The following is a 19,217-nucleotide window of genomic DNA, read 5'->3' on the forward strand; positions in this document are numbered from 1 at the left end:
AGGAGGCCCTATCAGAAGGCAACTTTTGGTAGGGGGCACAAGCTGGGGGGTAGCGACTGTTTAGCAAAAACACAGGACTCTGCTAAGTCGGCTTCAAGACGACGTATAGGGTCTGACGCCTGCCCGGTGCTCGAAGGTTAAGAGGAGGAGTGCAAGCTCTGAATTGAAGCCCGAGTAAACGGCGGCCGTAACTATAACGGTCCTAAGGTAGCGAAATTCCTTGTCGGGTAAGTTCCGACCTGCACGAATGGCGTAACGACTTCCCCACTGTCTCCAGGATATGCTCAGCGAAATTGAATTCTCCGTGAAGATGCGGAGTACCCGCGGTTAGACGGAAAGACCCCGTGCACCTTTACTGCAGCTTCAGAGTGGCATTAGGAAAGAATTGTGTAGAATAGGTGGGAGGCTTTGAAACTTGGGCGCCAGTCCGAGTGGAGCCATAATGTGAAATACCACCCTATTGTTTTCTGGTGTCTAACTTAGATCCGTTATCCGGATCAGGGACCCTCTGTGGCGGGTAGTTTGACTGGGGCGGTCGCCTCCTAAAGAGTAACGGAGGCGCGCGATGGTTGGCTCAGGACGGTTGGAAACCGTCTGTTAGAGTGCAATGGCATAAGCCAGCCTGACTGCGAGACTGACAAGTCGAGCAGAGACGAAAGTCGGTCATAGTGATCCGGTGGTCCCTCGTGGAAGGGCCATCGCTCAACGGATAAAAGGTACGCCGGGGATAACAGGCTGATGATTCCCAAGAGCTCATATCGACGGAATCGTTTGGCACCTCGATGTCGGCTCATCACATCCTGGGGCTGGAGCAGGTCCCAAGGGTTTGGCTGTTCGCCAATTAAAGTGGTACGTGAGCTGGGTTCAGAACGTCGCGAGACAGTTTGGTCCCTATCTGCCGTGGGCGTCGATAATTGAGAGGAGTTGACCCTAGTACGAGAGGACCGGGTTGAACATACCTCTGGTGTACCAGTCATGCCGCCAGGCGTGCTGCTGGGTAGCTATGTATGGACGGGATAACCGCTGAAAGCATCTAAGCGGGAAGCCTCCCTCGAGATAAGTTATCATAGAGTCGTGGAAGACCACCACGTTGATAGGCTGGGTGTGGAAGCAGGGTAACCTGTGAAGCTAACCAGTCCTAATTACTCAATTCGCGCTTGTAGAATCCCGCCATCAACAACAATGTTGGAAAGCATGTTTGTTGAAGAACGGACAATTAAGCTCGGCCCATGGTCAACATGCACGGATATTACCCCTCGGGATATGTCCGGGCGTGATCTTACCAACATCGATTAAAAGACCCGTGATTACAGCTTATGCGCCTGCTTCATTGCTTGGTGGCCATAGCGCCTGTGCCCCACCCGATCCCATCTCGAACTCGGCCGTGAAACCAGGTTGCGCCGATGGTACTTTGTCTCAAGGCATGGAAGAGTAGGACGTCGCCAGGCATTGCAGCAGGCGCATAGACTTGTAGTCACGAGGAAATAACCCATTCACCTTTTCAAAAGCGGCCTGTCCCTCGTAGGGCCGGCCGCTTTTTTGATTCTCTGGTACGGCACAAAAGCCAAACCGGAAACGTTGGCGCGGGATGGAGCAGTCCGGTAGCTCGTCAGGCTCATAACCTGAAGGTCGTAGGTTCAAATCCTACTCCCGCAACCAACAAAATGTCATAATATCAGTGACGTAACCAAAAGCCTCGGTCGAAAGATCGGGGCTTTTGCTCGTTTAAGCCCTATCACATCGCTAACACATTTTGACGAATTGACTAAAACCTGATAGCTATAGGTTCTGATCTTCAAAATGATGGAGCGGTTTCGTGAAAAGCCATCCAATATTGAACGGCAAGGTTCAGCTCTACCGGCGCGGCGAAAGCCGTATCTGGCAGTGTTCGGCCTCGGTTGGCGGCAAACAGCGCAGGGCGACTACCAAGCGTGAAAGTCTCGCGCTTGCTTCTGAGTTTGCCGAAGACTGGTATTTGGCTCTGCGGGGTAAAGATCATGCCGGTATTCTCCTTTCGGAGAAAAGCTTTGCCCAGGCCGCCGAGCAGTTCCTTTCGGAATATGCAGTCATAACGGAGGGCGAGCGCAGTCAAAAGTGGACCGAGGGCCATGAAATCCGTCTGCGATTACATCTGTTGCCATTCTTCGGGGAGCTTGGCGTCTCAAAGGTTAATCCAGCCAAGGTGCAAGATTACCGCGTTCACCGTATGACATCGCGGCTTGAACCAAATCCAGCCTCGCGGAGCAATCGCCCATTAGTCGACAAGCCGCCGGCGCGCAGCACATTGCACAACGAAATCGTTACACTCCGCATGGTCTTGAAGACAGCGATCCGCAATGGCTGGCTAGAACATTTGCCGGACTTGTCTCCGCCATACAGAACGCAGGGCAAAATAGTGCATCGTCCCTGGTTCAGTCCCGCTGAATATAAGCAGCTTTATGAAGCCACACGCGCTTATGCGCGTGAGCCCTATCATGAACGGGATCGCTGGAATGCCGAGCAGGTACATGACTATGTGCTATTCCTTGCCAACACGGGCCTGCGGCCCGATGAGGCAAAGAACCTTCAGCACCGCGATGTGGCAATTGTCGAAGATGATGCGAGCGGTGAGACGATCCTTGAAATCGAAGTTCGAGGCAAACGCGGTGTCGGCTATTGCAAATCAATGCCGAGCGCTGTGAGGCCCTATGAGCGTTTGCTCAATCGGGCGAAGCCGGTGCAAGCCGAAAGCCGTCGTGAAAAGCAGCGCCGCCGCAAAGCGGGTTTACCGCCCCTGTCTGAAGATCCACCGGAACTGGAATATCCGGATTTACGAGATTCTGTGTTTCCAGGCAACCATGTGAGATTATTCAACGGAATTTTGGAGCGGGCAAACCTAAAGCGCGACAGGGACGAAAAACCGCGCACTGCTTATAGCTTGCGTCACACCTATATCTGCATGCGGTTGATGGAGGGTGCCGACATCTACCAAATTGCTAAGAATTGCCGCACCAGCGTCGAGATGATCGAGAAATTCTATGCCGCGCACATCAAGAGCACCCTTGATGCGGCCTCGATCAATGTCCGCCGTCCTAAGCGACCTGCGGGATTGAAAACATCAGCCCGCCCTGTGATCGGAATTGACGATGATTAGTCTTGCTAACGGTATGGTCGAGAAAGACCACTGTACGGTGGTATAACCATACCAATGAGGCAGACTGACCAAAGGGGCAGCGCCTCTGTTTTCTGCGAAATGACAGGCAATGGCCAGTCATGTTGGCGAAGTAAATCCCGAAGGCGACTGAGCCATCGCCTGAATTTTTAGAAAGCCCCTCAGACCGCCATATTCATCCGTGCTGAAAGCTCGAATTGGAAAAGACATCAATTTCTGATCAACTGCGCTTTACACAAAGCCTTACACAATTTGCCCGGAAATTGGTCCATTTCCGGAAATCATGAATTCGCTCGAAGATCGAAGCACGGAAATGCTAAGGTCGAGTCGGTAGTCTCGTTCGACTCAAAATCCCGTTCCGCAAGGAGTGTGGGTTCGATTCCCACCGCCCGCACCATCTAAATTAGCAGGCTCCGATAAGCCCACCGCACGGTGGGTAGGAGCCTGCATTAGCGGATCGCTTAGGGACGCACGTCCCGCGCTCCGCGTTCGCGAAATGACAATCGAAGGTTATTGTCATGTTGGCCTAAGAGATCCCGGACGGGATTTGGCCATAACCACAAATTTACGGCGCGATGCGCCATTCTGCCTTTGGTAATTGACTGGTACGGTGTTTTGTCGATCCTCTATAGCGCTTGCGTCGTAGATGCGCTTAGCCACCAGAACAGCTTTGACTTCAGCCAGGTCTTTTCAGCGAATAGAGGGGCGCTGTTTCAATTCATGGGATTGGGTTGCGGCCGCCCATCCTTGCACCAGTGCACTTGACCATTCCTGAGCCAAAAGTGGCATCCACAGGCATTCCTTTGATGCACCGACGGATGGATCGTAGGTCGCAGCCAGAAATCAGTGACGAGCGTCCATCGCGGTCGGCGTTGAGGGTTGAGTGAAAGTGAAATCATCTCTCCGCAACCGCCGGGGCAGGACATGCAGGCCCATTTTTTAATTTTGCCGCTCTCCACCGAAACCATGGTGCCTGGTTCAATTGAAGCACGATCTGGCAATATTTCCTCTCGCTTGACCTGAAATTCAAAGCGCAGCCATCCAAGCCGTTTTAGCGTTTTTGCAAAAAATGCTCTCATTTCAGCTCACCATGTCAATAAAGGGGGTCACGTCGCCGCGTCCCAAAGTGCTTGGGTTCTCGCAACAGGGACAATCCGGCTTTGGAGGTAATCCCAGCACCCGCTCATCGCGCGCGTGAAACCTGCGAATGCGGGTTGGCAGCATGCCGGAAGGCCCGGCAAAACCTGTAATGCCGGTCAACCACTCATTCACCGCCATGCTGGCAGCTTCAGTGGTAAACGTCACCACAGCTGGGGACGGATCACCTTCACCGAGAACATATGCCTCTTCTTTCAGCTTCTGGTATGCGTTGGTATCGGTCCGACGCAGCGTCTCTTCGCGCGCACGTCGAGGATCGATGAAACCTCCACAGAGCAGACATGCATGCCCAACAACCAATGTGGAGACTCGAGCAAATAGATCAAAGGACTGATCGTCTCGGCGTTGCATGGCCAAACCCACATCAATGACAGGGATGCCGTAAAACCGTGCGAACCGGTTTAAGAACAATCGCCCCGCGTGATCGTCCGTGCAGCAAAAAATCACATCACAGGCCTTCAAGGAGTCCCACGTTGATGGCTCTCCCGCCCATGCATCGATTGTTACTAGTGACATGCCGAGGTCTGCTTCAGAAACCGTGCGAGCGTGAATATCGGCCTTGAGGGCCTTTGCAGCCACATCCCCTTGTCTCGCTCCGTAAAGCCGGTTGAGATTTGACTGTTCTGCACGGTCCTTCTCGAACATGACCGCTTCACGAATACCGAGCCGCATCAGGAGAGGAAGAACAGCACTTCCCGTCGCTCCGCCTCCCGCAATACCGCACCGAAACTTCGTCAGCATCTGAGTCGTATGTTCACCAAAGAGCCGAGTCTGGCGGTCTAAAAATGCAATCTCGGCATCATCGTCGTAATCCAGCTTTAACCGTGGTCCTGAATGGAAGATGCGAGTGATGTCGACCGGCTTTTCTTCTGACATCCAGATACGGGCAGCGACTTCGCCGTTACCCGCAATGACGATGCTGATAAGGCCCGCCGCACCTTTCATCAGCGCTGTACGCGCAAGTATCGCTTCGTTCTGATCATCTTGTTCAGAGAACGCGGCCCTGCCTTCGGGATGGGTATGGACAAGGGCAGGTACCAAATTGTCGGTCAACGCATCACCAAGCAACCGCATAAATCCGTCGGTTTGCCAGGTCACATGGCGGTTTGAGGCCGAAATCAAATCGGCAGGATCAAGGTTCGAAAACGCATGCGAGATCAGACGAGTACGCGGTGCCCTGGACCACGGGTCCATTTGGATGTCAGCGCGCCCAAACAGCATATATGCCGAACGTTCGGCACCGGCCCCTTGCGTCAGCAAGGACCGGATGCCGTCTTCATGTGGCTTTAGCAGAACGATATCTAAGGCGCCTTTCATGTCCGCGCCCCAGCCAAAGCCGTCTTGATACGCGCCACCATAGTGCGCAAACCATCAATGCCTGGACGCCAGGCATTGTTGTGACGCGACCAGCGCTGCCAGACCCGCCCAGCGAAATTGTGCTCGACCGTGCAGGCTTTGGGAACCTGCCCGGTGCCCTTCAGAACCAATTTCGGCGAAGCATAGAACATGTCCGGCGGGCAATCAGGGTATCCGCCTGGCAACAGCACCAGAATATCAGCCGTTTCGCATTCAAACTTGCCAGCAGGCAGTTTTAGCGATTTCAGCACAATACCGGTCTGATTGCCTTCCTGGACGACCTCAAAATCATATCCATGTCCGGACAGGAATGACTGATCGATCGATGGAAGAACATCGCCTTCGGTCGTCTGATCGATCAACGAGACAAAGCGCTCGACACCTTTCTCGGCAAGATTAACGACGTCGGTATCAGAAATCTTGAGGTCATGTTGACCAGGGATTTCCTGCCAGAGATTGTAGTTTTTCGGCAGATCGGCAAGCTTGCGAAGGACGAAGCCGCTAATACAGGCATGCGGCCACTCCAGATCCTTATCGTCAATCTTGAACTTGAAGCTGCGATCGGTGCGAGCAACAAGTACTTTTTCAGCACCACGCCCACGAAGATCATAGCTTTCATCAAGGCGAAGATCCTCGAAATCGCCATTTGGAAGAATTGCGATTGCGACATGTTCATCGACCGGATGGCTGCCGTTTGCTTCAATAATTTGACGACCGAGAACCTTCGGATCGTCAAAAATGTGAGGTTTGTAGTCGAGATTTTCATCTGCAATGAGAACGCGGAAGCGATCATCTTTTTCGTTCGGTTTCATAAGTTTAATACCTTGTTTGTTACGAAGCACCGGCCTCATGCCTGTGCTTTCACAAGGTTAATCGCTGGCCCAGCGGGAAACCGGTAAGTCAGTTCAGATTTTTTTTCGCAAGACTGCCCGACGGTATGTCTGTGCAAATGAAAAAATATGGGCAGCGCGGACAAGTTCTCGCTGGCTGCTTGGGGCTGGCCGGGAATCTACCCGACATGATCGATGATACAGCGCTCTCAATCCGCTTTTTGCGGTAATTGAGCTTTGTCGTCCCCATATCTACCGGTGAGCGCTGCTCATCAGTCAGAAACACAAATTCGATGTCACCTATTGATTCTGCTGCGAGCTGATAGGCCGCAGCATCCAGTGTATCAGTTGACGTGGAAGTTTTTCGGCCCGTTCTGATGCGCCTGAAAATGAGCCGACCATCAGAGCTGGTCGTGCGTTCATCCGGTCGCACGATAATCTGCGCGCCGGCCAAATTCAAAACGAGGTCGGTGACTGCCTCGGGTACCTCATTGCTGCGTAAATTGAACAGATATGAAAGCAACTGTCGCCCGATGCGTTTATAGTCATCTTCATATCCGTGATCGACCGGACCCCTGGTTTCCCAGTGGCTTTGAAAGAGGCTGTCTAGCTCCGCTTCAGTCGCCACCGTAGTGGCCGGGTTTACGAGATCATGGATTGCGCCTTGAACTGCTGAGTGCATTTGCATGAAGGCAGTTTCCGTTCGCCGACCTCCCAGCCTTAGAGCGTGTGTGTACAGAAACCGCCTTGGACATTTTTCGTAGAGCGCCAATTGAGATGGTGTGATCACCAAGGGCGTGTCGAAGGAGACGCCAACTGCCTTCTTACTATCGACTGATGAGCCTGATACTGCGATTGGCGTTGGAAACTCGAGTTTATCCACGATGCGATCGATAAATTTGGACCGCTTCTGTGATCTACCATCAGCCTGTTTTGACGGGGCGTACATCAAAAGCTCGTTTTCAGCTCGAGACAGTGCAACGAAAAACAGACACTCCTGTTCTTCGTCATGCCCAGCTCTAACGGCATCCTTTCCTGAGTGAATTGCGCCCTCGATCATTCCATCAGGCGGAGCCGGAGTATTCTGCCGTGCAGAAGATGGCATTGAACGCCCGGTCAAGCTTGGAAGATGCAGTGTCTTAAACTCCAAACCCTTACTTCCATGAATTGTCATCAGGCGAACCGCATTCAGAGATTGGGCCGCTACTGGCAAGTCACGCAAATCTCTTTCATCGGAAAGGATCACTAGTCTGCGAATATGGTCGAGAAGAAGCGTGACGGGATATCCTTCTCCGTCTGCACGAACGGAACGCAAGAAATTCTGGAATTGCCACAAGGCTATCGCTGGTAATGATGGTTCGTCAGCCGCCTGGTTGACAAGGTCGCGGACCAGATTGGAATTGTCCAAATAAATCGCTGTAAAAGCGCGCCAAGGAGTGGATGTTTCTGTGAGCCCGTCCAATGTGGCGATGATCGAAGCAAGGCTGTGTCGTCCATTTTGGCTCAGATCAGCAAGGCTGGACAGGCATTCCTTCCATTCAAGTGAGTCCGGTTCAGGAATAGAAGCCATATGATGTGCGCATTTTGATACGTCATCTACAGACAACTCGAAGCCAGGCATGGTGGCCACGCAACCAAGGCCCATGCCGCGCGGGTCGGTAAGCAGAGACAGGAACGCCAGCGCCTGCTTTACTTCGGGTCGATCAAAAAGCGGTCCTAGAAATAAAACTGGGACGCCATGGGCCTCCAATCCCTTAGCAACGGCTGCCAGGCGATCATTGGCCTTGCATAAAACCGCTTGCTCTTTGAGCGGAACGCCATTTTTATGCGCAGTTTCTATCCGGGCAGCAATTTCAGCAATTTCATCCTCTTTGCTTTCAACAGCGACAAAGGCTGGTAGCTTGCCTGCTACCTTTCTGTGGGCGATGGCTTCGACATTGGGTTCCGCAGCAAGCATGTCAGCTTCTGCGAATTCGACAAACGCGTCGCAAATCTCCTGATAAGAACGATAATTCGTTTTCAGGCTTTTGACTGCGCCGCCCGCGAAATCCTCGTCCTTAAATCGTTCCAGATTGAACGAAGACGCGCCGCGGAAGCGATAAATTGATTGTTTGGCATCGCCTACTACCCATAGGCCTTCGCCGCTCGGCTTCATCGCGCGTAACAGCCGGACACTGGCTCTGTTTACGTCCTGATATTCATCGACGAGGATGTGTTCATATTTGTTTTGCAGGTTAGTGCAGACCTCGACATCGCTTTCCAGCAACGTTGTTGGTAATGCAACCAGATCGCCGAAATCTACGAAGCCACCATTTTTCTTAAGGGTTTCATAAGATTGATAAACTTGAGCGATTTCCTGGCAGCGTTCAGCGGCTTCAATTTCCTCGTCTGAGGCGGCCTTCGCTTGCATTGCGTCAGCGAGTTTTTTGTAGCGGGGCGCATCAACCACTTCATCTTTCGCACGGGAAATCGCCGACAGGATATCTTTGAGTTTTTCGGTAGGATCCCACAGGTCCTTAAAATGAGACAAGGACAAGCGAACGAACTCATTTTCGAGTAACGCTATGGCATCGGTTGTATCGAGTGGTGTTGGATCAGCGGGAAGATCCAAACGATCATGAAAGCGGCGAACAAGGTCGAGCCCAAAGGAATGAAAGGTTCCTATCCAGATAGCCCCGGCTGCCTCGGGCCACAAAGCAAGCGCTCTTTCCAAAAGCTCTCCAGCGGCCTTGTTTGAAAATGTGAGAACCAAGATTGAGCCTGGATCGACACCTTTGTCCCTAAGATGTTCGAGCCGCCCCACCAATGTTTGAGTTTTTCCCGTACCTGGTCCAGCTCTCAGCAGCAGGGCACCTTCCGAGTGGATTGCAGCTTCACTCTGTTCGGGGTTAAGCGGTTTTGGCTTCGATGATTTAGGCGATGCAGGTTCAATTTCAGGTAGTAACAGAGCATCGAAAAGTTGGACTGCGACCATATCGTATGGTGCCCCAAGCCGATCCGTGATCTGTTTTGCCGATAGGCTTTCCACGAGATACCATTCTCGCGCCAATGATCTCGGAAAGAGCAGCTCGCGGGCAAACAGGTCCATCAAGACTTCCTGACGACCTTTGTGACTGTAATCGACCAGACGCTCCGCGCCGGTCGCCGATGGATCGGCAGAACGAGCCGGATCAATCTCAATTACCGGTTCTGCAGCATCGGTGCTGTCAAACTCGTCATGCCCGATTTCGTGAGCAATCAGAAAGGCGTTCAGAAACTTATTGCCTGTGTCTTCATGGCGAATGGCCTTGGAATCAGCATCGAAAAGTGCGCGGCCGCCTTCCAGTTGAGCATGGCCTGGGGGATAGGAGCGCACTTCGATATCACGTCTTTTGGCTTCCCGACGAACAAACGCCAGAGAGTCTTCCGGATCGCCACCCTTTGCAACCAAATTCGCATGGAACTCGGCGGCCTTTTGTCTGGCAAGCTCAATCCGATCCATTTGATGCGGACAATTTGTTTAAAGATTCCATTTCGCTTTCATCCAAATCCAGGCCAGCGACAAAATCATCAAATTCAACTGCCGCAGATCCCTGCGGTTTTGCATCGGCCTTGTAGGCCATTTGCGGGGCAGGTCCTGCTGTATTTTGAAGATGGTCGATCAGCTGATGGATACTTACTCTGGCGGTTCGCGCGAGATTTCCGACTACGGCACCAGGAATTGAACCAAGGCGGATTTTTCTATCGCGAAATCCCGCAACGAAATCTCTTGGAAGGCCCAAACTCTGGGCCAGTCCGCGTAGATTGGTTCCGGATAGAGCATTCATGACGACGGTTGTGCTCTGTTGAGAGCTCTCATCTGCCAATTTTGTTTCCAATGGCATGCGATCAACCGCGACTGACAGATCAACCAGGCGCAACTCGTGATATAGGTCAGTTAGCTCCACTGCGAGCGAAGGGAATCTTTGGACGTAATTCTGTAACGTCTCGGGGCCTAGCGACGGCTCCGTTGCGAAGTCATCGAGAATGTCATCTTTATCTGTTTTAGCTGACATTCTTAGCCTCCGTTTCTAGTATTTGCTGCAATTTCTTGACTGCTCGATCACGACGATTTCGGACTGTCTGTGGACCACAACCAAGAAGTTTTGATATCGTTTGAACTTCTGGGTCTTTGCTCTCGCTCGGTATTTTTGCAAAAATCATGTTGATCACTCGCCTTTCGTCTTCTGGAAGGGTGTCAATCGCTCGTTGCAGTTGAAACCGGTAAGTGATTTCATCTTCAATGCTTTTTGAAGCAGGATTCAATCGGGCGAGGGCTTCCTCCACTTCAAAGGGAATATCCCCATCCTCATCATACTCAAGCTGTGTTGTTGGCTTATCCCGCCTATACATTTTTCGCATCGCATCATGTTTGCGCCGGGCAATCATATGGTCAAATGCGACTTCGAAACCGTCAAGCTTCTCGTCGTAAACTTGCCGATCGCACATGACCCGTTCAGCAAAATCATCGAGAACGAATTCCTGAAGATCCAGCAAATGTGCGACGGCACCATCTTTCTCGCCTAGGCGGACTTCAGAATGTGGGCACACTCTCTTTATGCGTGTTTGCAGAAGCTGATACAGTGCTCCAAACTGGGCATCGCTATTATGTGTTTTTGTTTGCCTCAGAAAGTACACCAGCACCTCTGAAGGAATGTACTCGGAATGCGTTCGGGCGCTGATCTCCGCACGATCGCAAAGCTGTTCAGAGGTCAATTCACGACATACTTGGATGAGCGCTACTGTTTCAGGTCTCCGCTCATAAAGCTTCCCTTCCTCAGTCGTCTTTCTAAGTGGCGGTAGATTGTCCATTCTTGCGATCTTTATAGTAATTTACGAGCAAAGTCTCATATGTATTATGGCTATAGAATTTTTTATGCAGAGGGTAGGCTTTTGATGATTTAGCTATATTGAAATCTTAGTGTGAGTGACAGGTAGAATGTTTGCGATTCGCTGTTTACGGCTGCTGTTAAATGGCTAATTCGTAAGGGATAGGAAAGATCTACTCGGCAACGCTGCACATTCTGCGTGTTTGAGAAACTGCCTGGTTGCACGTTGCCATGATTGATCTGGCTTGGAGTTGAATTGGTATTTTCATTCAGAGCCGCTGTGTAGTCTTGGTTCGCAAAATCTATGAGTAAATTCGAGTGCGAATTACTTGATACGAATTTCCGCGAGGCTGACTTTGAACCCCAAGGGCAGTAAAATGGTTGAAATGAGGCGCGACTGGCTTGCGTGCATGGAATCGCCTGGAGCTTTCACTTCCACAAAGCGAATATCGTCACCGTTCCAAAGCGTCAGATCGGGCCAACCGGCGCGAAGATCGTAGGGTGCTTTCGCAAATAATTGTGCAATCTGTGCAAGCCGTTCCGGACCTAGATGATCGAATAATTCGAGGACATGATTCAATCGGACAGTCGGGTAATATGCGGGCGACACTCCGGCAGTCGCTGAAATGATTTTCCAATTGTGCTTGAGCTGCTCATGCGTTGCGCGAGTGAGCGTCCCAATCAGCTGGTTAGTGTCGAATTTGTCTTGGTCAAATGCAACATTCTGAGCGTAAAGGGCCTCTATAAAAGTGTCGGCATTCCTGCGGTCCAGTTTTGTGAATGATGCGGCTTTAATGAGCGTCAACATTAGGCCGCCTTCTGCTGCGGCCCCGGCCCAACCAGCATTCTCGTAGTGGGTGAGGGTGGCTTCTTCGACCGATGACCAGGCATCGCGCGTTTGGAACCGCCAATTATTCTTTTCTCCAGCTTCCAGGTTCACCACTTCATGCTCAATGCCCAGCCGATGCGCTTGCCGTTCAAACTTCCCCATCTTTTTGACGCTACCTTGTTTGGATTTGGGGGTGAGGGACTTTCTTAGCTTTTCGGCTCGTCTTGAAACGCCAACCTGCGGATCAATCGTCAAAGCTTTGTCATAAGCCTTTAATGCTTCAGCTGGCTTGTCGGAGGCTTCGTGGATTTCGCCAAGCAAGCGTAATGCGCGTGCCTGATGCCAGCCTTCTCCCTGTTCGATTGTGCGGTTTAGCCCATCGATCATTGCGCTCCGAAGGTCGCTGTCCGGTTTGCTATCAACACCTTCAAGAACTTTACGGATGATATTGATATCGCCATCGGCTATTTTCCGCTCTTGCCATCCGTCACGGTCAACCATCTGACCGTCGAAATTGTAGCCAACGCGCTCATCACCTTCGCATATGATGAATAACCGCCGATTTACGCTGTCAAATTCATAGCCGCTCGCCCATCCGGTTTCAGGCTCCCATCGCGCCATTTCCCGCGCTTCCTCAAGATCGAACAGGATGTAGCGGCAACTGTCATCGCTGCCGGGCGCATTGGCCGTCTGGCAAATGGCATATCGGCCATCTTTGGACAGGCCATTGCTTGAAAGGTTGGCCGCTAGATCTTTCGCAATGAGCTGCGTTCCATCCACAGAGAAAGCGTGGAAACGTCCATTCAGTCCGTCTCCGAACATCCAGTCGTTGAAAATGAAAGTACCATTGTCAGCTACCTGTCCGTCGTTTGGTCGTTCGAGCCTGCCTTCCGCTAATATCTGGTCTTGTGATAGCAACGTCCATGATCCATGCCCTTCATAACGATGACCGCCTCTCGTGCCTTCGGGATTTCTATCAGACCAGATGAGGCGATATTGTCCATTCGGCGATTTGGAGGAACGACCAATAAAATCGAGCGGGTCGATAGAGATGAGACCATGACCAAATTCTTGGATTTCAAGGTCCTGGGATGACGCTGGTGGCTCATTGGATTTGGTTTCAGCATCAGTTCCAAATAGTCGCTTGAGAAATGATCTCATTTTGCGGCTCTTGCGCAGTCGGTCATGCGGCACCGTTGAGGGTTTGCTGGAGCTCTGCAATTTTCTCGATGATCGCATCAAACGGCGGCGGATCGCCAAAAATCATCGTGTTCATCGCTTTATAATCCTGCCGAAGGTCGTCAACCATTCCTCCCTCGGGGCATAGCGCAAATGTTGGAGGCTGCGCGGAAGCCAGATCAAAGGGCGGACGGTTGAAAAACATGCGGGCGTGCGCGACGCAATCCTCACCCAGCGCCCGGTTTTCGGTAGCCGATTGTCCCGTTTCCGACTGGATCAGACGGTATAAATCATAATAGTGGCGCGAAATACGCTGGCCGTTACCGCGCAGTTGGCCTCGGATTTCATACCATCGGCGCAGCCCGTGCAGGATCACCACCTTGTCCCAGAAGGTTCGCTCGGCATCGACAATGGTGACATTGGGAACGGCCAGATCAATCCCAGGAACATCGGTATCAACATAAGGCGTTATCGACCGGTTGGAGTTTGGATCGAGTGCCGATTTAGCGCCCGATTCAATTTTTACTGATTTAGCGATATAGGCGTCGGTCGGTGTTATGCTGGGATAGATAACCAGCAAGGTTTGCCGGTCGGCAGGGTCCGCCTCTATCCGGATCGCATTTTGCTCCAGACCATTTCGGGTGCAGGCATTTTCTGAAATCGCTGAAAGGTGCTGCATCAGCGGGCCATTTATATATGCTTCGCAAGCGTCTTTGATCGCATCAAGCGCTTTCTGGCGCTTTTTGCCGCTCAACGCGGCCAGTTCATTGATCGATGCGGGAACGCCGAGATCATCGCGAAAGACTGTGACGTCGATGTCTTCTGAAAATCGCTGTATCAATCCGAACCCCTTGGAAAGCGAGGTGCCACCTTTGAACAGTAGGCGCGGGCCTTCGGTGATGCCATTGAACAGGGCATCAAGCGTCCAGCAGACCCAGAAATCCTTTTCGACATTTTGCGGGGTTGTTCCCATGCGTTGAGCCGTTGTGGTGAACAGACCTTGGCGCGTATCAATATCGGCCCGCAAGATATCGTCAAAAGCTGGATTCATGCGGACGGCGTTTCGTTGGAAACAAGCGGACGGAGCAATTCCTGCATCCAGGCCGGAAGGGTGGACATACCATTGGTCAGGTCAGCACGCAGCTTCGTCCCATGCTTTGGGTCTTTGAGCAGGATCGATAGTTTGTTCTTCCAACTTGCCATATCGTCACCCGGCATCGTGTCGCGCAGCCAGTGAAGGGCTTGGACGATGCGCATCGCGGGGCGGCCTGCCCAGAAAAGTTTGCTTGGAGCTGTCTGTTTGAAATAAATGGTAAGATTTCCGAGGTTGATCTTCTTGGAGCGCGCTTCGCTATGGACGATGATCTTGGCTGGCACCGCATTGGTAAAGCCGAGATCGTTAGCTGCGGTCATCCCGTCAACCAGCACTCGTATTTGATCGCGCCGCACGACGGCATCGATAACGGCCTTTGGATTTGGCGGGTTATCCTGCTGTGTAAGTTTGTTGGTTCGGGGTTTATCATAGAGGCCCCTGTCGATCCTGCGCAATTCTTCCGCACGGACGAGACGTTGCAGGGTTTTATCGACGACATCACGGCTACCAAGGTCAAGAAAATCGCTCGGTGTCCAGACCGTGATAGTTGCACCGCTTTCGATGCGAGCAAGAATTTGCTCTTTCAGACTGATGGGTGACTTGTCCATGTCCGAAATATGTAGCATGATTTCGGACAATGTCGAGTTAGAAATGTCCGAAATATGTAGCATGATTTCGGACACTTTTTGCTCAACTAGCCTTATCAGAACAAGCGGCCCATTTGGGAAGGCGTCCAAGATCGTCCAGTTCAGCTCTGACTAGACCATCCAGCACTTCCGGGAAAAGCCGAGTCATCGCCCGCCAAACCGGATGTTCGTTATCGATTTGCGCTTCAGTTTCTTGGGCCTGTTTGATCATTCGCTTTAATGATGGCCGTTCCGCAAGATCGGCTAGCGCGGTCGAGCGAACAAAGCTATCTATGAGATTGGCACAATGTTTGAAATCGCCGCTACTCAGTTTGCTATTGAGCATGGCGAGAACAGCGCCTTCCCCTTTATATTTTGTGATATAGACATTTTCCGTGCCGGTGTCGGCGCTGTGCGCGACCGAGCAAAGGATCGCAAAGAGCATGGCCAAATGCGCTTGGCTTCTGTCGGAGCGCGATGCCCAAAATTCTTCCCTCCACGCATCCAGCCCCGGCACACTCGATTGTAGCGAATCCCAGGCAGATACAAATGCTGTGCTGTAGAACGGCGAATTGGGCTTGTCATTTTGCGCTTGTTGAAATGCCTTCCACCAGCGCGATCGTTCTTCCTTGCTGCTTGCTACCAACAAATCGCTCCGCCGGTCCTCAACAAATGCCGACCGGCCATAGTCAGTTTGCAGATCATCCAGCGTTACCAGTTGTGGATCGAGCCAACCGCCTTTACCATTTTCGAGATAGCATTTCAGGACCAGCGTTCCGCGTTCGATTGAAGCCGCCTGTGCAGCATCATCGAACAGGAAGGCATTGCCTCGCTGCATCGTGATGACATCATGGAAGCCTTGCGGCAGCGGGTCTTCGCGAATATTGAAAATCCATACGAGCCTGACGCCTTCATTGTCATAGTGAATATGGCGTGCAGCAATCTCCGGCGCAAAGGGCTTGGAAAGCTGGACTTCGAGTGCAAACTTGCCCAATTCTCCAAATTCAAGATACACATCTGGCCAGCGCCCACGCATGTGGATCGCGGGCCGCAGATAAGTGTCCACCGCCGAATGTGTGCAGCGGGTATCGGCGTTAGCCAGTTGTTCAATTGTTACGCATAGTTGACGGTGGAGTGCCGATTCCTGATGCCCTTGATATTGCGCGGCACGGGCGGCATCCGGCCGCAAAGTCCGGCCCTCGTACCAAGGGCAGTCCTTGGAACCTTCCGGAAAATGAACAAACATTGGCACATGACCGTTCTTCGTCGCCTGCGAGCGAATGAATATACCAGCCTCGCAAAGCCTGCACCGGGCCAATGGCACTGATGAATCAGATTGTCGGCGCAGATTGATCTGCGAGCGCAAATGTTCCCAGCTTGCCCGCGGCATAGCCATGAGCATCTCGATTGTTACTGGACCTCGCGGCAGTTCAAAGTCAGCGATCCGGATAGTACGTTTATGATCTGCCATAATATTATCAATCGGGCAGATCTGGTTTGGCGATCCAGTCCAATGTTTCAGTGCCGGAAGCTATTTCTCCGCCCAGTTGCCGGAGGTGGATGACACGGAAATTGTCGATTTTCTCGGTGCGAACCAAAGCCTCTTTTTCGAGACGATCCAGTAAATCTTGAAGGCCGCGATGGGAGATTCCAAGGCCTATGCTGCCGAGCCAGCTGGTTAGAATTTGGCTATTTGTGCTTCTTTCGTGATTCAATATGCGCAGAATTTCACGGGCTTGGTGGGCGATATGGATGGCTTCAAATTGATCAGGTCGGTTGGACAAATTGCTCATTGGGATATTGTAGCTTGTTCACTGACAGAGGTAAAAACATTTCAAGAACATTGTTTGAAATTGTGGTTGGGGGAAGGCCTTCCCCTGAGCCGGAGCCGCTATGCTGTCTCCGGCTACCCCTTCTGCGGGGACACCCCGCAACGCCCTGGATAATGAGCGGGATTTTCTAAGGACGCACTCTTTCCCGCTGCGCTCCTTGAGGGTGCGGCTTTTTGTTCTGACCCGCTGGCACTCTTGCCTCTCTCCTTGCCCGGTGGGCGCTGGCGCACGGACGCGCGCGCACACCACCGCGCGGCGTCGCGCCGTGCAAGGGTGCCGTCTTTATCAGGCCGCTTCGCGGATGAGGGAATCGCGATTTATTGCGATGGATATGGACGGCGCGGACGCGCCGGCGTTGTTTTCCGGCACCAGAGAGACGGTGTGGGCGGCGCTCCCGGCTAGGCCCGCCGCGCTCAGGCGCAACCCGGCCTTTCAGGACCGGGTATTCCTCGTTGTTCCATCCCTTCGGGTGCGCCTGACCGCTTGATGCGGGCCTTTCTGGTCGCTCTTGCCGCCCACCCCGCCTCTCCGGGGCCGGGTGCGGCAGTTTTGGGGCGATGGAGGCGGTTATGTTGCATGAAAATTCTAGGGTTTCGGATGGCGGCAAAGGCAGAACAGCGAAGGCCAAGCGCGCTTCGCGCGCTGCGCGCAAGACTTGCCGTGGCGGTCATGCTGCGCCGAAAGTGTCGCTCTATGATGAAGTGACCGCGCAGATTATCGCGCAGCTTGAGGAAGGCATTTTTCCTTGGGTCAAGCCGTGGAACAGCGGAAACGCCGTGACCGGCTTGCCGCGCAATGCGATTTCTGGGCGGCACTATTCGGGCATCAATATCCTTATACTCTGGGGCGCTGTCATTGATGGCGGTTATCCCTCGCAGGACTGGCTGACATTCCGACAAGCCTTGGCCGCTGGCGGATGCGTCCGCAAAGGCGAGAAGGGCCGGACAATCTTCTATGCCGACCGCTTTACGCCGGATGATGATAGGAAAGAGCAGGGGAACGGTGACGCTGGCAATTCAGATGCGCCCCGCTCAATTCCATTCCTCAAACGCTTTACCGTGTTTAATGCCGCGCAGTGCGATGGCTTGCCGGAGCGGCTGACCGCCGAACCCGCACCGCTTCCGCAGCGCGAATTGCACGATCAGGCCGAGGCTTTGATTGCAGCAACCGCAGCGGATTTTCGAACGGGCGGGACCAAGGCTTTTTACAATGTCGGCGGGGATTTTGTGCAGGTTCCCCCGCAACCCGCATTCACCCATCAAATCGACTATTACCGCACCGCCTTGCACGAACTTGGTCACTGGACGGGCCACAAGACCCGCCTTGGCCGCGACCAGTCGGGCAATTTCGGGACCGCGCTTTATGCGCGGGAAGAATTATGCGCTGAACTCACCTCGGCTTTTCTCTGCGCTGCGCTCGGTATCGTGCCCACCGTTCGCCATGCCGATTATCTCGGCTCTTGGCTGGCGGTGTTGCGGCAGGACAACCGCGCCATTTTCAAAGCCGCCAGTCAGGCCAGCAAGGCGGCGGATTATCTTTTGGCGTTCGCCGATCAGGAGCCGCTGCGCTCGGAGTGTGTGGCATGAGCAGTGTGTCGCCAGATCATGCCACCGCCCCGCTTGAAGCGGAGCAGACTCCCCTCGGTGTCCAGACTTTGGTGTCGGGTGTCGCGCCGATCACGCCAGCCCAGCGGCTCGCGATGCGCGCCAACGCGCCGATGGAACCCAAGAAGGCCCAGCGACCCGCCGATCATGGCCTGTTCGACACCAATAGCCGCAACCAGATCGAGATGTTCTGAAAGGAGTTTTTGCTATGATGCTACTGACCCAAGATCACAGAAAGCGCCTGATCGCCAACGGCCAAAATCGCGGCGATCATGTGCCTGTGGTCAAATTTTTCAATCCGGTCGGCGCAGCCACTTGGCTGTTGTCGGAACTGGATAGCGATGGCGACACTTTGTTCGGTCTGGCCGATCTAGGGTTCGGCTGTCCCGAACTCGGTTCGGTCAGCCTGTCAGAGATTGCATCTCTGACCTTGCCTTTCGATCTGTCCATTGAGCGCGATCTGCATTTTGAAGCGCGATTTCCGCTCACCGTTTACGCCGATGCCGCCCGAATGGTCGGGCGCATCACCGAGGATGAGGCGCGGCTGAAAGCCGCCGTCTTGGCGCAAAGGCAAGAGCGCCGCGCATGATCTACAGCTTCCGCCGTCTTGCCCACCCCTCCGGTCAAGGCGCGGCAGACCCCGCACGGCAATCCTGCCGTGCGGCCCACCGGCCCCGCTTCCACCGCCACCCCCGTATGCAACGGGAGCGGG

The 19,217-nt window shown here is 53.1% G+C and carries 15 protein-coding genes, 1 tRNA gene and 2 rRNA genes (1 of these 18 only partly in view); 7 read left to right on the plus strand and 11 right to left on the minus strand.

Annotated features, from left to right (window positions below; genetic code table 11):
- The 4 genes from ACWFTY_RS04825 to ACWFTY_RS04840 form a co-directional block, all read left to right on the plus strand.
- Nucleotides 1-1,162, plus strand: a 23S ribosomal RNA gene (locus ACWFTY_RS04825) (it extends 1,641 nt beyond the left edge of the window).
- Between the two features lie 171 nt (nucleotides 1,163-1,333).
- Nucleotides 1,334-1,448 (plus strand): 5S ribosomal RNA (rrf, locus tag ACWFTY_RS04830).
- A 134-nt stretch (nucleotides 1,449-1,582) separates the two neighbouring features.
- Nucleotides 1,583-1,659: transfer RNA gene (locus ACWFTY_RS04835), tRNA-Met, on the plus strand.
- A gap of 175 nt (nucleotides 1,660-1,834) precedes the next feature.
- On the plus strand, nucleotides 1,835-3,133 hold the full coding sequence (locus ACWFTY_RS04840; RefSeq protein ID WP_447526256.1) for a tyrosine-type recombinase/integrase: 1,299 nt from the start codon (nucleotides 1,835-1,837) through the stop codon (nucleotides 3,131-3,133).
- A 731-nt stretch (nucleotides 3,134-3,864) separates the two neighbouring features.
- On the opposite strand, the gene ACWFTY_RS04845 is transcribed toward ACWFTY_RS04840, so the two are convergent.
- The 11 genes from ACWFTY_RS04845 to ACWFTY_RS04895 all read right to left on the minus strand — a co-directional run bounded on the left by ACWFTY_RS04845 (nucleotide 3,865) and on the right by ACWFTY_RS04895 (nucleotide 16,862).
- Nucleotides 3,865-4,230: a DUF6527 family protein gene (locus ACWFTY_RS04845; protein ID WP_415179008.1), complete on the minus strand. Its 366-nt coding sequence runs from the start codon at nucleotides 4,228-4,230 to the stop codon at nucleotides 3,865-3,867.
- A 1-nt stretch (nucleotide 4,231) separates the two neighbouring features.
- Nucleotides 4,232-5,626, minus strand: coding sequence for a ThiF family adenylyltransferase (locus tag ACWFTY_RS04850; protein WP_447526257.1), 1,395 nt, complete (start codon nucleotides 5,624-5,626; stop codon nucleotides 4,232-4,234).
- A complete protein-coding gene (locus ACWFTY_RS04855; protein WP_173207728.1) occupies nucleotides 5,623-6,477 on the minus strand; it encodes a multiubiquitin domain-containing protein in 855 nt (284 codons plus the stop codon). The genes ACWFTY_RS04850 and ACWFTY_RS04855 overlap by 4 nt, the downstream gene beginning before the upstream one ends.
- An 88-nt stretch (nucleotides 6,478-6,565) precedes the next feature.
- Entirely contained in the window at nucleotides 6,566-9,976 is a 3,411-nt protein-coding gene (locus ACWFTY_RS04860) for a UvrD-helicase domain-containing protein (protein WP_447526258.1), read from the minus strand.
- Nucleotides 9,963-10,529: a hypothetical protein gene (locus ACWFTY_RS04865; protein ID WP_415179005.1), complete on the minus strand. Its 567-nt coding sequence runs from the start codon at nucleotides 10,527-10,529 to the stop codon at nucleotides 9,963-9,965. Before ACWFTY_RS04865 ends, ACWFTY_RS04860 begins: the two co-directional genes overlap by 14 nt.
- A complete protein-coding gene (locus tag ACWFTY_RS04870) occupies nucleotides 10,519-11,325 on the minus strand; it encodes an RNA polymerase sigma factor (RefSeq protein ID WP_447526259.1) in 807 nt (268 codons plus the stop codon). The genes ACWFTY_RS04865 and ACWFTY_RS04870 overlap by 11 nt, the downstream gene beginning before the upstream one ends.
- Nucleotides 11,326-11,667: 342 nt before the next feature.
- Nucleotides 11,668-13,332 (minus strand): VRR-NUC domain-containing protein, encoded by a 1,665-nt coding sequence (locus ACWFTY_RS04875; RefSeq protein ID WP_415179003.1) that lies wholly within the window; start codon nucleotides 13,330-13,332, stop codon nucleotides 11,668-11,670.
- Between the two features lie 22 nt (nucleotides 13,333-13,354).
- Nucleotides 13,355-14,401, minus strand: a complete 1,047-nt coding sequence (locus tag ACWFTY_RS04880) for a nucleotidyl transferase AbiEii/AbiGii toxin family protein (RefSeq protein WP_415179002.1) — start codon at nucleotides 14,399-14,401, stop codon at nucleotides 13,355-13,357.
- Nucleotides 14,398-15,126 (minus strand): DUF6088 family protein, encoded by a 729-nt coding sequence (locus ACWFTY_RS04885; RefSeq protein ID WP_367947070.1) that lies wholly within the window; start codon nucleotides 15,124-15,126, stop codon nucleotides 14,398-14,400. Before ACWFTY_RS04885 ends, ACWFTY_RS04880 begins: the two co-directional genes overlap by 4 nt.
- A 7-nt stretch (nucleotides 15,127-15,133) precedes the next feature.
- On the minus strand, nucleotides 15,134-16,540 hold the full coding sequence (locus tag ACWFTY_RS04890) for a hypothetical protein (protein ID WP_447526260.1): 1,407 nt from the start codon (nucleotides 16,538-16,540) through the stop codon (nucleotides 15,134-15,136).
- Between the two features lie 7 nt (nucleotides 16,541-16,547).
- Nucleotides 16,548-16,862: a hypothetical protein gene (locus ACWFTY_RS04895; protein ID WP_173202490.1), complete on the minus strand. Its 315-nt coding sequence runs from the start codon at nucleotides 16,860-16,862 to the stop codon at nucleotides 16,548-16,550.
- A 608-nt stretch (nucleotides 16,863-17,470) separates the two neighbouring features.
- On the opposite strand from ACWFTY_RS04895, the gene ACWFTY_RS04900 reads away from it, so the two are divergent.
- The 3 genes from ACWFTY_RS04900 to ACWFTY_RS04910 are packed head-to-tail and all read left to right on the plus strand — an operon-like array spanning nucleotide 17,471 to nucleotide 19,094.
- Entirely contained in the window at nucleotides 17,471-18,487 is a 1,017-nt protein-coding gene (locus tag ACWFTY_RS04900; protein ID WP_447526261.1) for an ArdC family protein, read from the plus strand.
- Nucleotides 18,484-18,699 (plus strand): hypothetical protein, encoded by a 216-nt coding sequence (locus ACWFTY_RS04905; protein ID WP_447526262.1) that lies wholly within the window; start codon nucleotides 18,484-18,486, stop codon nucleotides 18,697-18,699. Before ACWFTY_RS04900 ends, ACWFTY_RS04905 begins: the two co-directional genes overlap by 4 nt.
- Nucleotides 18,700-18,713: 14 nt before the next feature.
- Nucleotides 18,714-19,094: a DUF2958 domain-containing protein gene (locus tag ACWFTY_RS04910; RefSeq protein ID WP_173202493.1), complete on the plus strand. Its 381-nt coding sequence runs from the start codon at nucleotides 18,714-18,716 to the stop codon at nucleotides 19,092-19,094.
- Nucleotides 19,095-19,217: the final 123 nt, after the last annotated feature.

This window comes from Parasphingorhabdus sp. NYA22, from assembly GCF_976973735.1.

Coding starts and splice junctions, on each gene's coding strand:
- ACWFTY_RS04845 (WP_415179008.1), bottom strand. CDS start 4,230: ATGAGAGCATTTTTTGCAAAAACGCTAAAACGGCTTGGATGGCTGCGC.
- ACWFTY_RS04850 (WP_447526257.1), bottom strand. CDS start 5,626: ATGAAAGGCGCCTTAGATATCGTTCTGCTAAAGCCACATGAAGACGGC.
- ACWFTY_RS04855 (WP_173207728.1), bottom strand. CDS start 6,477: ATGAAACCGAACGAAAAAGATGATCGCTTCCGCGTTCTCATTGCAGAT.
- ACWFTY_RS04860 (WP_447526258.1), bottom strand. CDS start 9,976: ATGGATCGGATTGAGCTTGCCAGACAAAAGGCCGCCGAGTTCCATGCG.
- ACWFTY_RS04865 (WP_415179005.1), bottom strand. CDS start 10,529: ATGTCAGCTAAAACAGATAAAGATGACATTCTCGATGACTTCGCAACG.
- ACWFTY_RS04870 (WP_447526259.1), bottom strand. CDS start 11,325: ATGGACAATCTACCGCCACTTAGAAAGACGACTGAGGAAGGGAAGCTT.
- ACWFTY_RS04875 (WP_415179003.1), bottom strand. CDS start 13,332: ATGAGATCATTTCTCAAGCGACTATTTGGAACTGATGCTGAAACCAAA.
- ACWFTY_RS04880 (WP_415179002.1), bottom strand. CDS start 14,401: ATGAATCCAGCTTTTGACGATATCTTGCGGGCCGATATTGATACGCGC.
- ACWFTY_RS04890 (WP_447526260.1), bottom strand. CDS start 16,540: ATGGCAGATCATAAACGTACTATCCGGATCGCTGACTTTGAACTGCCG.
- ACWFTY_RS04895 (WP_173202490.1), bottom strand. CDS start 16,862: ATGAGCAATTTGTCCAACCGACCTGATCAATTTGAAGCCATCCATATC.
- ACWFTY_RS04900 (WP_447526261.1), top strand. CDS start 17,471: ATGTTGCATGAAAATTCTAGGGTTTCGGATGGCGGCAAAGGCAGAACA.
- ACWFTY_RS04905 (WP_447526262.1), top strand. CDS start 18,484: ATGAGCAGTGTGTCGCCAGATCATGCCACCGCCCCGCTTGAAGCGGAG.
- ACWFTY_RS04910 (WP_173202493.1), top strand. CDS start 18,714: ATGATGCTACTGACCCAAGATCACAGAAAGCGCCTGATCGCCAACGGC.